This is a genomic window from uncultured Dialister sp. (genome assembly GCA_900314595.1).
Lineage (GTDB): Bacteria > Bacillota > Negativicutes > Veillonellales > Dialisteraceae > Dialister.
Window position 1 is genome coordinate 25,246 of record OMVW01000014.1, and the last position, 12,592, is coordinate 37,837.

Here is a 12,592-nt window from a genome sequence, read left to right on the forward strand (position 1 = left end):
AAGTTTCAAAGAATAGAGTTCAAATATTAAAATTGTGCGGCTTCTCAATTTGTGCCGCGCCACCTTCACGACAACCACGCTACTCACGATAATCACGATGCATTCATTGTTTTTTAGCTGCACCGGCATGGGTGAATGACAGCCAGGCTTCTGATAAAAGCCTCGGAACTCGGAACTTCCATGGGAGAAATCATGCAAATCATGATCCGGCGCTCTCCTATTCGCGGCGAGCAGAGCGAGCCGCGGGGCTTTTCCCCGAGCGAAGCGAGGTTGGCTTGTTTTTTCGGCCCGCAGGGCCGGTTGTATGATTTTAGGGCGGGTGGGCGGGAATATATAATCTGCGCTGCTTTATGATTTGTGCAGCGCACCACCCCGATTCCCGTGTCCCGACTCCCGGACAATGCAAAGTCATCGAAGACAACTGGTCTCTCAATGTTTCAAAGAATAGAGTTCAAATATTAAAATTGCGCGGCTTCCCAATTTGTGCCGCGCCACCTTCACGATAGCCACGATACTCACGATAATCACGATGCATTCTTTGTTTTTTACGATGAAATGACAAGGCAGCCAAGCATTTGATGAGAACTCTTGGAACTTATATGTAAAAAGTATCGATTCTTCGAATCGATTTGCCCTCTCACCACTTTGTGGAGCTCTCCCGAGGGAGAGCCCGCGTCTAATGGATAGAGACGATTTCCACAAAATTGTTTTGTCAGTTAGCCTCGTATGTGCCTTGCAGGATTGAACAACCTTTCCGGCTGCTCCGCAGCCACCTTTCCATACCAGGAAAGGTGGTGCCCTGCAGCATGCCTTCCATTTTTCTCATATGTGCTCAATCTGTGTAGTGCTGAAAATATAAAAAACGCTTCTCTTCAGAAACAGTCTTCTCTTTTCCATGGACTTACTCCTCGTCTAATAGTCCGTGTTCTGCCAGTCTCAGGGTGCCCTTTCTGTATTCTTTCATTTTCTTTTCCAGGTATCTTATATTGCTGTCAGAGTAAAAGGGGTCTGCGGTGACTTCGAAGGGTATCCGTCTTTCCCTTGCCACGGTAATGGCAAAAATGGTAAATGCAGCGCTCATGGAGAGTCCCATATCTGAGCAGGCGGCTTCCATATTTTTCTTTACATCTGCATCCAGTTTGAAATTCACGTTCACACTCTGTGCCATAAAAATTCCTCCTTTTCTTTTGATTATAAGAGGAAATAAAGAAAAATACAATCGTTTTTATTTAATTTCTCTTTATGGTATAGAAAATGACAGACGGTTGGTACGAAAGAACCTGCAAGTCATGATCCAGTGCTCTCCTGTTCGCGGCGAGCGGAGCGAGCCGCGGGGCTTTTCCCCGAGCGAAGCGAGGTTGGCTTGTTTTTTCGGCCCGCAAGGCCGGTAGACGGAAAATCCCCCCTTGCCAGGGGGGATGCCGCAGGCAGGGGGGAAGATTTATGGGTGAAGAGGCAAATGCGCTTTTCTACGTGTATGGGTGAATAAGCATCAATCATCCCATCCGTCAGCTTCGCTGACACCTTCCCTAGCCAGGGAAGGCTAAGCACCAGGCGGTTTCGCCGCCATTCCCATTCCCTGCCCTTTCAGGCCCTTCGGGCCAGCTTCCCCGAGGGGAAGCCAACTCGCGTGCCGATTGTGTCTTTTGTCACGAGAATGGTTTGTCAATTAGCCTCATTTGTGCCTTGCAGCGTTTAACAACCTATCCGGCTGCTCTGCAGCCACCTTTCCATCCCAAGAAAGGTGGTGACCGGCAGCATGATTTCCGTTTTCTTCATTCTGGACTTGAAAGGATAGTGCAGAACATACATTAATCATCCCATCCGCCCCTGCGGGGCACCTTCCCTGGCCAGGGAAGGCTTTTCATCAGGCGTCTTTGGCCGCCGGGCGTGAACCTCGGAACCCGGAACTCCCATGGGAGCCCGATGAGTGTATTTCCAAAGTTTTCAGTCTTTAGGTTTTACCGGGACTCTGCAGTTTCTATCTGAAAGTAGTCCAGCAGTTTCCTGACTGTGTCCTGACCATCCCGGCAGGTATCCAGGAGGTATCCCGGTTCTCTGTCCCATTCATAGAGTCCCCGGTAGTAGTAGTCTTTTTTTCTGTCTTCTATGAGAAAGGGGACAATGGTATTTCCAAGGCATTCTTTCAGGGCGATGAGCCGGCCTACCCGGCCGTTTCCGTCCTGGAAGGGATGGATCCTTTCGAAGTGGACGTGGAAGGCAATGATGTCTTCCAGGGTGATTTGCGGAATTTTCCGATAGTCGGAGAGAAGGCGCATCATTTCTTTATGTACGTCTTCCGGTGCTGCGGTTTCCCGGCCGCCTACCATATTTGGTCTTTTTTTATAGTCACCCACGGCAAACCAGGGAAGTCTTGCGTCCTTCGTATCCTGTTTCAGGATAAGGTGAAGTTCTTTGATCATGGTTTCTGTCAGTTTTTCTTCTGCATGGTCAATGACATAGTCAATGGCCCGGAAATGATGAACTGTTTCCAGAATATCATCCACGGAGAGGCTGCCATTTCCGTCAATAGTCGATGTTTCGAAAATCATACGGGTTTCTTTTTCCGTAAGCCTGCTGCCTTCCATATGGTTGGAGTTATAGGTCATACGCACCTGAAGTTCATGATAAAAGCCATTGGAAATATGATGCTCTCTTTCTTCCCGGAGTGCACGGAGGACGGGATTGTCCGAGACTTCGCGGCAAAGGGTTTCCACCGGGCAGGAGAGGACGATGCTCATCTTCCTGAGTACGGCGGAGGAAATTTTTTGTCCTTTTGAAATTTTAGCGAGGGTCCTTGAGGATATGCCTGCAGCTTTTCCCAAAGCGGTCATGGTCATCTCCCGACGGGCCAATTCTTTCTTTAATCCATCGTAGCTGTACATAATAGCCTCCAAATCTTTACTTTTAAGTTTATTATCTCATATAAAAGTAAAGATTTCATCCGGAAAATTGGACTGATGAAAGTGCCGTTCCCCTCCGCTCCACGCGCGCGGCCGGGAATACACATTTTTTCTCGTACGGAGGTACACAAAGAGGTGCGGCCGGGAATACAGGGGCAAGTCGAAATGGCAGAGCCACCGCCTGCGTACAATCGATTTCAGCTCACTTGCGGGCCAAAGGCCTTATATAAAAAATGGCCGCTTTCAGATTTTGAAGCGGCCACCACCCCGATTCCCGAGTCCCGACTCCCGGACAATGCAAAGTCATCGAAGACAACTGGTCTCTCAATGTTTCAAAGAATAGAGTTCAAATATAAAAAGGCGCGGCTTCCCAATTTGTGCCGCGCCACCTTCACGATAGCCACGATAGTCACGATAATCACGATGCATGTATTGTTTTTTAGCTGCACCGGCATGGGTGAATGACAGCCAGGCTTCTGATGAAAGCCTCGGAACCCGGAACTTCCATGGGAGAAACCATGCGAATCATGATCCAGTGCTCTCCTATTCGCTGCGAGCGGAGCGAGCCGATTGCTTTTCCCCGAGCGAAGCGAGGTTGGCTTGTTTTTTCGGCCCGAAGGGCCGGTAGACGGAAAAATCCCCCCTTGATAGGGGGGATGCCGCAGGCAGGGGGGAAGATTTATGGGTGAAGAGGCAAATGAGCTTTTCTACGTGTATGGGTGAGTAAGCATCAATCATCCCATCCGTCAGCTTGTCCTGGCCAGGGAAGGTTGAGCACCAGGCGGTTTCACCGCCATTCCCATTCCCTGCCCTTTCAGGCCCTTCGGGCCAGCTTCCCCGAGGGGAAGCCTATCCCATCCGCATGGCTTGCTGTAGAGGCACTCTCGAGGTTTGAGTCATTTCGACTTGTATGGGCTTTTCAAACTCGTCTGGGCAGAATCCCCATATATATTTGTGCCGCATCAGCGGCACACCTTCCCGATAGCCCCGATATCCCCGGGAATCCCGATATTCCCGAAACAAAAGCCTTCGAAGACTAAAGTTTCCACAAAAAACACCTGTATCATTTCAGGATGTCCGCCCCTTTCCCCTGTTTTTTGGGCGGGCATATAAAAAATGGCGGGCTTCATAAATCTGATGCCCGCCACCTTCCCGATAGCCCCGATATCCCCGGGAATCCCGATATTCCCGAAACAAAAGTCATCGAAGGCTAAAGTTCCCATAAAAAAGCGCCTGTATCATTTCAAGATGCCCGCCGCCCCGAAATTCCGGGGTCCTTATTTCCACCTTCACCTTTCATCTCCGTAGTTTCCTCTGCCGATGATGCTTTTTGTCTTTTGCACGGGATAGGGTGCATTGTCTATGGTATAGTACCCCACTTCGTCTACGTAGGCGATGGCGGTGGATCCGTCGTTTCCGACAGGGACTCTGACCATATCTCCTTTGACGATGGAATCGTCGCTGGTGATGTAGTTGTAGCGGCCTATGCTGTTTCCAAAGTGGACGGTGAGGTAGATGTACTGGCCTGCGGGGAGTTTTTTATGGTAGTGACGGTCTTCGAGGAAGTAGGAGTGAATCCCCGGGAGGTCGGTCCGAAGGGCGCAGAGGAGGTGGGGGAAGTAGTCGCAGAAGCAGGTGCCCCAGGGGCAGTGGAGGGTCCTCATCTTTCCGTCGTGCCGGTGGATTTCGAAGGTGAGGTCGGCTGTCATGGTGGAGGGGTCCGCTTCTTTGAAGAGGTGGAAGTCTTCCTGTTCGAAGGGTGACCATCCTTCAAGGTAGCGGGCGTATTTCTTCCCCGGTTCCTGAAACATGTGCAGTTCTTTGCCATCTCTGCTTTCCGCGCTGTAGGCGATGCTGTTTTCTTCCCGGGAGATGAGGATGACTTCGTTTCTGTCCACGCCTATCCCTTTGTAGTGGAAGCGGATGGTCAGTTCTTCTACCCGGTCCGCCGGGATGAGGCAGATTTCGGGAAATATTTTTTCAATCCAGGAAATAAAGGCGCTCCATCCTCTGGGGACGGCTCCGCTGCCGCGGCGGGTGATTTTTCCGCTGTCTTCTATTTCCAGTTTCCAGTCAAAGTCTTTTTCTTTGCCCCGGGTAAAGGGCGCCCAGTCGGAAATGCCGAGGGATGCCCAGGCGCCCAGGAGTTCATCGGCCGTGGGGATTTCTTTCTCTTTGTCCAGGGTCCGGCCGTGTACGTCCATGATGATTTTCCTCTCTACCGGCCGGCCGCGGATGAGGGTGGCCGCAAGGACGGTATAGCCGGCCTTCGGACTGCCAAGGGTGAGACGCAGTTTCATATTTCCTCCTTCAGTTCCCAGGTGATGGTGACTGATTCTTCTCCTTCCACATTTTCGGGGTGAACGTCCATGGAGGCGCTTCCTATTTCTTCTCTTGCGCCCATATAATTCATGCCGGGCGAGGAGAACTGGACTTCGTCCCAGGAGTAGTTGATGGAAATCATATTTCCCAGAGCCTGCCCTGCTGCTTTGGTGAGGACTTGCGCCTTATGAGCGGCATCCCGCACAGCTGCGGCCAGGAGTTCGTCCCGCAGACTTTCCTGATCCGCCACGTGGAAGGAAAGGGTGATGACAGGCTCTGCCATGGAGGAGGAGAGGCTGGAAAGGACGGCGGAGAAGAGTTCTTTCCGGAAGGGGAAGGAAATAGAAGCGCGCTGGCTGCATTCATAGCCGGTGAGCTCTTTTTCTCTCGTATCGTCATTATAGTGGTAACTGGGATTCACGGAGAAAAGAGAGGTCTTCAGGTCTTTCGCCGGAAGGCCCGCTTCTTCCACCGCTTCCTGCAGCATGGAGAGCTGCTGTCCGTTGATGAGGACTGCCTTTTCATAACTTTCATTGGACGCAGAAATCTTCATGTCCACTTCCACCATATCCGGCGCACGGGATACGCGCCCCACGCCTTTCACACAAATCGTCCGTCTGTCCATAAGTAAGACTCCTTTCTGTTTCGAATCTATGACCTCTTTCTGGATGTATTATAGCAGGCAGATAGGACAGCGCTTGTCACTCGGAATAGGGGAAATAAAAAAAATTGATAGATTTCTCTGACCTGGATATGTAGTGCAGGAACGGTCATGGAAATTCCCGGAACTTCCATTATTACGTTACGCAGGGGTGGTTACTGTCCTTTGTCATTTTTCAATAGTACAGCCCCACCGCTTCGCGGCGAATGGAACCACTCGGAACTGGGAATTTCTATGGAAAATACAATTTTATCCTTTACCATTATGTGATATAGCATATAATAAGACAGGAAAAGGAGAAAACATGATGGAAAAATTGACTAACTATGAAAAATTCTTTCAGGAACAGATGAAAGATCCTGAAATAAAGAAGGAATATGACGCACTGGAACCGGAGTTCACCCTGATTCAGGCGATGATTGATGCCCGCCGGGAAACCGGCCTTACTCAGCAGGAGCTAGCAAAGCGTACCGGAATTACCCAGGCGGATATCAGCAAAATTGAGAACGGAAATGCAAATCCCTCCCTGAAAACGCTGCAGCGTCTGGCCGCAGGGATGGGCCGAAAACTGAAAATTGAATTTATCGCATAATAAAAACTCTATCCGAATCATCGGATAGAGCTTTTATTATGCGATGATCAGCACCTCAAAACCTGCCCGAGGAACTCTCCTTCCCCGGAATTTTCCTGCTTTACTTTCCAGTCATTTTCGACTTGGATGGACAGTGCAGGAAGATTTTCCCCGGCGGGAGGGCCGCCGGATGGTCTGGCTCCCCCTGGGGGGAGCTGGCGCCGAAGGCGTCAGAGGGGGGAGGAATGGGACATAGCGAAAGAATCGATTGGCCCTCTCACCCCTTTGGGGAGCTCTCCCGGGGGAGAGCCTCCCGCTTACGGATTTTCTCATTTAGCCCAAGGACCTTTTGGCAATCAGCCTCATTTGTGCCTTGCAGCGATAGATGAACCAACCCGGCCGCTCCGCGGCCACCCTTCCAGCACTCGGAAGGGTGGTGCCCTGCAGCATGCTTACCGTTTTCCTCATTTTCGACATGGATGGACAGTGCAGAGCAAGCATCAATCATCCCATCCGTCAGCTTGTCCTGGCCAGGGAAGGTTTTTCATCAGCGGCCTTCGGCCGCAGTTCCATCCCTGCCCTTTCAGGCCCTTTGGGCCAGCTTCCCCGAGGGGAAGCCTATCCCATCCGCATGGCCTGCTGTAGAGGCACTCTCGAGGTTTGAGTCATTTCGACTTGTATGGGCTTTTCAAACTCGTCCGGGCAGAATCCCCATATATATTTGTGCCGCATCAGCGCTGCACCTTCCCGCACACCGCACCCCGAAATCTCGAATGTGACTACAGAGCGGCATGTCCCTTACAGGGCTGACTCCCGAATACCGTAACTGGCTCAGGTCATCTTATCTGACAAATGCCGCAAATAAACTCGCCTGTGCAAAGTCCCCGTATCTACTCGTGCCGGAGAGCGGCACACCTTCCCTTTTCCCTTTCCCCTGTTTCTCGGGCGGGTGGGCGGGAATAAAAATGCGGCGCCCACAAATTTGCGCCGCACCTTCCCGATAGTCCCGATATCCCCGGGAATCCCGATATTCCCGAAACAAAAGTCATCGAAGGCTAAAGTTCCCATAAAAAAGCGCCTGTATCATTTCAAGATGCCCGCCCCTTTCCCCTGTTTTTTGGGCGGGCATATAAAAACTGGCGGGCTTCATAAATCTGATGCCCGCCACCTTCCCGATAGCCCCGATATCCCCGGGAATCCCGATATTCCCGAAACAAAGGTCATCGAAGACTAAAGTTCTCATAAAAAAAGCCTGTATCATTTCACAATCCGATTAATCACACTCCTGTGAATATTGAATAAGTGTACGTCTGTGAGGAGACGGTTTCATTCTCAGTCAGGGAGCTTTATTTTTACTTCATTCAGGTAAATATCCACCACTGGTGGACAGTTTTGACCGGCGGTTTTCTTTGAAATTCTTCTTTTTTCGCCATTTTTCGCGGTTCTTTCCCCACTTTACCTTTTTCTGACGGATCTGTTTCCGGATTTTTTCATGAAATCTGTCCGCCTGTGAACATGTGATTTTCACAACTCACAGCTGTGGATAAGCAACAGGCAGCGGGAAGGGGCATGAAATAGGGGTTTTCTGACGGTTATACCATCCTAAAGGATGGGTTATTCACAGTTATTCACAATTTTCTGTGTATATCTCCAGTGGACAGTGGATAAAGGGATGCGTATTTCCTGTATTTCTTCCGTTCTCATTGAGGTTATCAACAAGTTGTGAATAAGTATGTGAATTTGTGGTGAAAATTTTTGAAGATTAAATAGTGTACACTTGTAAATGGAGTGGTAAGTGTGAAGTGATAAGTGAAAAGTGAAGGTGGTGCGCAAAAAATTTGTAAAGCGCACTGTTTTTTAATTGGGATGGTACTGGAGGTCCGATTTCTATAGTTTCGACTTGTATGAGCTTTTCAACCCCGCCTGTGCATAGTCCCCATATATACTTGCGCTGCATCAGCAGCGCCACCTTCCCTTTCCCCTTATCCCTTTCCCCTGTCACTTCGCAACCGACGTCAAAAATTTTATTTCCCCGAAAGTAAAAAAGGCCGGCCACCTTACGGTGTCCGGTCTTTTGAATTTGAGGAGGACGTTTTTTAATTCCTGTTTCCTCGTGGAAATCAGTTATTTTTCTTCAGCTTTCGGTGCTGCTTCTTCTTTTGCTACAGGGTCTTCGCCAATCGGGTAGTCCTGGAGGGCTGCGAAGCCTTCTTCACCGGTTCTGATCTTGACTGCATTATCAATGGTGGAAACAAAGACTTTGCCATCTCCGTACTTGCCGGTATAGAGGACTTTCTTTGCCACTTCGATAATCTTTCTCGGAGGAATTGCGGATACAACCATTTCGACTCTGATCTTCGGCAGCAGTTTTGCGGATACCTGAGCGCCGCGGTACATCTGGGTCTGGCCTTTTTCAATACCGAAGCCCAGTGCTTTGGTGACGGTCATGCCGGTAATACCGATGGCTTCCATGGCTGCTTTGAGTGCTTCGAAGCGTTTGTCGGAGGTAATGATGGTTACGTTATACAGTCTGTGGCCGTCTGCCGGTACTTCTTTCGGAAGCGGGGCCGGTTCCGGTTTATCAAGCGGAACTTCCACTGCGTCTTCCGGAGCTTTGGCTGCTTCGATCTGGCCGCTGATGGAATCAGGAATCATCATGAAGTCTGCGTATGCGGATACGAGGCCGTGTTCTTCGAAGTCGAGGCCGTTGATTTCTTCTTCTCTGGTTACGCGCAGGCCGATGGTGGCTTTGATGATGCGGAATACGATGTTAATGGCAATGAATACATAGATGGCTACTGCAACTACGCCCAGAAGCTGAATGAGGAAGAAGTGCGGGTTTCCTGTATAGAGGAGGCCGTCTTCCACACCGAAGATGCCGGTGAGGAGTGTGCCGAGGGCACCGCAGCCGCCGTGGGCAGCGATAGCGCCTACAGGGTCATCAATCTTGAGTTTCTGATCGACGAATTCGATAGCGTATACAATGAAGATACCTGCAATCACACCGATAGCGAAGGAGCCCGGTACGGAAACTACATCTGTGCCTGCGGTGATAGCTACAAGGCCTGCGAGACCGCCGTTCAGGGTCATGGAAACATCAGGTTTGCCGTATTTCACCCAGGTGACGCACATGGTGGTGCAGGCTGCGGCAGCTGCTGCCATATTGGTGGTAACCATGATGGAACCTACGGATTCGATCACATCGTCACCGGTCATGGAAACAGTGGAGCCGCCGTTGAATCCGAACCAGCCCATCCAGAGGATGAACATGCCGAGGCAGGCCAGGGTGATGGAGTGACCGGGGATAGCGTTTGCCGTGCCGTCTTTGTTGTATTTCCCAATTCTCGGTCCAAGCATGGCTGCTCCGACCAGTGCGCAGATGCCGCCCACCATGTGTACACAGGTGGAGCCTGCGAAATCATGGAAGCCCAGTTCGGCAAGCCAGCCGCCGCCCCAGATCCAGTGTCCGGAAATCGGATAGATGATGAGGGAAATCAGCAGGGAATAAATGCAGTAAGCGGAGAATTTCGTACGTTCTGCCATAGCGCCGGAGACGATGGTGGCGGAGGTTGCACAGAATACGGTCTGGAAGAAGAGGTATTCAAGTGCGGTGTAACCTGCGTCCGGACCCGGGTCATAGGCTCTGACGAAGAAATCCGGCGTACCGATGATACCGCCGATATCGGTACCAAACATGAGACCAAAACCAATAATCCAGTAAGCTACGGTACCAATAGAGAAATCCATGAAATTCTTCATGACGATGTTGCCGGCGTTCTTGGCACGGGTGAGGCCCGTTTCCACCATGGCGAAGCCAGGCTGCATGAAGTAAACAAGAATAGCACCCAGAAGGATCCAGATACTGTCTGCCGGCGAGTACTTGCCTTCCCCGTCAGCTGCCATTGCGACTGCCGGACATGCCAGCAGTGTCGTAAGGAGCAATGGCCACTTTCGAACCAGCGATTTCATAAAAAACACTCCCCTCTTCCCGACAAAAACGTCTGATTCGGGCGGAATCAGGTTCTTTCCTTTGGAAATAGAAAATGCCCGCAAATTTCTGCGGGCACCCTTGTCCAAAAGAAAAAGCCTGATATGAACACTCATAATCAGACGTCTTTGTCAAAACAATATGTAATTTCGGGCATTTCGCCCTTGTATGGTATTAGAATACTCCTGTCCTTACCTTTCGTCAAGGGTTTTTTGCAAATTTTTTACAACTTTTCGATAGTGTTTATAGTTTATTATGAGTTTAAAGAATAAAACGAATTTTAATTATTGCCTGACAATTCAGACATATACCATGGGTGGCCATCCGACCCGGGCCTTTGGCGAAAAGGGGATTTTGCCTGCCGATCGAGACTTGAAGCGTTTCAGGCTTTCCGACTTGTGCCATTGGCGGAATGGGGGGCCAACGCGGTGGCCCGCGGAGGCAGGCTCTTGCTTTCCATTTTGAGTCAATTTCGATTTGTATGTGTAGATGAACCCACCCGTCTTTGCTGCGCTCAGGCACCCTCCCAACACTGGGGAGGGCTGAAACGGTAACGACTTGCAGGGATAGGGACAACCGGGCAGGAGCGCAGCCGAAATAAAAGGGCGCCTTCTTCAAGACGCCTTTTGAACGAATCACTAACCACTAAGCACTAAAAACTATCCTCACCATTTCCTCGGTATTTCCGGGAACCGCTTCACCACCATCATATTGGCGGTGAAGGTGCCCATGAGGGTTCCGTCATCGTCTTTGACATCGCCTACGATGACTACGGTAGTACGGCCATGATGGATGATATGGCCGTGGCAGCGCATCGTTTCTCCGGGGGTGGTATTGTGAATGTAGGAAATCTGGAGGGAAACGGTGACCACCACAGCGCCCTGGCTGGCGGAAGTGACGCCGGTGACGGAGTCCACCAGGGAGGCCATGACTCCACCGTGGATGATGCCCCGGTGGTTCACATGAAGGGCCGGGTCCGTATGGAGAGCGACGACTACGTCTCCGCAGTCAATTCTTTCAATATCGTATTTCATAAAGTCCATCATGTAATGATTGGGCTTGTAAATGTCCCTGATGTGGGCACGGATTTCGTCTGGATTGGTCAGGACTTCCATAATATACCTCGCACGTGAAATACATACTAACGGTTTTATTGTACACTCTTTTCGGCGCGATTGCTATGGGGGATAGTAGTGGGTAGCGGGTAGTGGTTAGTTTTTAGAAATCAGGTGATGGAAACGAAAAAGCCACTATCCCCTGAAGTATACTTCTCCGAGGGGTAGTGGCTTTCCTCATACTGGTATTTTCTTTTTCTTTTCACGGGCCCGTGAATTTTTAAGCGCAGTCCGTCACCCTTTCCGCTTTCTCTGAGAATGGCTGCCGTAGCGGAAGCTCGTGGGTGATTTCCCTTGCTCTGCCTATATAGTGCAGAAAAGGAAATTTATTTTATTAGATTTTCGTTAAATTTTAGAATTTCAGGAAATAAGACACTCTTTGATGGAGCCGTTTGCCCAGAGGATATTACTTCAGTCTGTCTCATATGTGCCTTGTACGATTGAACAACCTTTCCGGCTGCTCCGCAGCCACCTTTCCATACCAGGAAAGGTGGTGACCGATTGTCAAGTTCCACTTTTTTCTCACGTGTGCGGGCCCATTCCTGCGTTACGCATGATGGATTTGTGTCATTTGTCATAGCTTTGAAAGTCAGCTCCCTTCACCCGCTTCGCAGGAGCTTCCCTGAGGGGAAGCCTTCTCGCGAGACGTTTGCGGCATTTGTCCCGGGGATTGGTTCGTCAATTAGCCTCATACATGCCTTGCAGCGTTTAACAACCTTTTCCCCGGCTCCGCCGGTACCTTTCCATCCCAGGAACGGTGGTGACCGGTATCATGATTTCCTTTATCCTCATTTTCGACATGAATGGATCGTGCAGAAGCAAACATAAATCATCCCATCCGCCCCTGCGCCGCACCTTCCCGACAATCACGAAATGGCCCCAGGGACCCCCGACAATCCCGAAACAAAGGTCATCGAAGACTTATGTTTCCAAAAATAGGGTAGAGTTATTAGCCCTCCCATTGCACCGTACGTACGGTCCTCGTATACGGCGCTACATTGTTACATCTATTCCTTAAGCTCAGATAGTACT

At 50.3% G+C, this 12,592-nt stretch carries 9 protein-coding genes; 2 read left to right on the forward strand and 7 right to left on the reverse strand.

Annotated elements, in window-relative coordinates; translation table 11 throughout:
* Positions 1-901 precede the first annotated feature (901 nt).
* The 4 genes from QZN42_RS05415 to QZN42_RS05430 form a co-directional block, all read right to left on the reverse strand.
* On the reverse strand, positions 902-1,168 hold the full coding sequence (locus QZN42_RS05415; protein WP_296954992.1) for a type II toxin-antitoxin system RelB/DinJ family antitoxin: 267 nt from the start codon (positions 1,166-1,168) through the stop codon (positions 902-904).
* A gap of 793 nt (positions 1,169-1,961) precedes the next feature.
* Complete coding sequence (locus tag QZN42_RS05420; RefSeq protein WP_296954995.1) at positions 1,962-2,885, reverse strand: Fic family protein; 924 nt, start codon at positions 2,883-2,885, stop codon at positions 1,962-1,964.
* 1,307 nt (positions 2,886-4,192) lie between these two features.
* On the reverse strand, positions 4,193-5,203 hold the full coding sequence (locus QZN42_RS05425; RefSeq protein ID WP_296954998.1) for a hypothetical protein: 1,011 nt from the start codon (positions 5,201-5,203) through the stop codon (positions 4,193-4,195).
* Positions 5,200-5,850 (reverse strand): SIMPL domain-containing protein, encoded by a 651-nt coding sequence (locus QZN42_RS05430; protein WP_296955001.1) that lies wholly within the window; start codon positions 5,848-5,850, stop codon positions 5,200-5,202. The genes QZN42_RS05425 and QZN42_RS05430 overlap by 4 nt, the downstream gene beginning before the upstream one ends.
* 340 nt (positions 5,851-6,190) lie before the next feature.
* Here QZN42_RS05430 and QZN42_RS05435 point away from each other — a divergent pair, with 340 nt between their 5' ends.
* Positions 6,191-6,478, forward strand: a complete 288-nt coding sequence (locus QZN42_RS05435) for a helix-turn-helix domain-containing protein (protein WP_296955004.1) — start codon at positions 6,191-6,193, stop codon at positions 6,476-6,478.
* 427 nt (positions 6,479-6,905) lie between these two features.
* Entirely contained in the window at positions 6,906-7,121 is a 216-nt protein-coding gene (locus QZN42_RS05440; RefSeq protein WP_296955007.1) for a hypothetical protein, read from the forward strand.
* A 1,460-nt stretch (positions 7,122-8,581) separates the two neighbouring features.
* Here the strand turns inward: QZN42_RS05440 and QZN42_RS05445 are convergent.
* The 3 genes from QZN42_RS05445 to QZN42_RS05455 all read right to left on the reverse strand — a co-directional run bounded on the left by QZN42_RS05445 (position 8,582) and on the right by QZN42_RS05455 (position 12,386).
* Complete coding sequence (locus tag QZN42_RS05445; RefSeq protein WP_363916324.1) at positions 8,582-10,360, reverse strand: ammonium transporter; 1,779 nt, start codon at positions 10,358-10,360, stop codon at positions 8,582-8,584.
* Positions 10,361-11,110: 750 nt separating this feature from the next.
* Complete coding sequence (locus tag QZN42_RS05450; RefSeq protein WP_296955014.1) at positions 11,111-11,560, reverse strand: PaaI family thioesterase; 450 nt, start codon at positions 11,558-11,560, stop codon at positions 11,111-11,113.
* Between the two features lie 688 nt (positions 11,561-12,248).
* Positions 12,249-12,386 carry a hypothetical protein gene (locus tag QZN42_RS05455; RefSeq protein WP_296955017.1) on the reverse strand — a complete coding sequence of 46 codons (138 nt, stop codon included), beginning with the start codon at positions 12,384-12,386 and terminating at the stop codon, positions 12,249-12,251.
* Between the last annotated feature and the right edge of the window lie 206 nt (positions 12,387-12,592).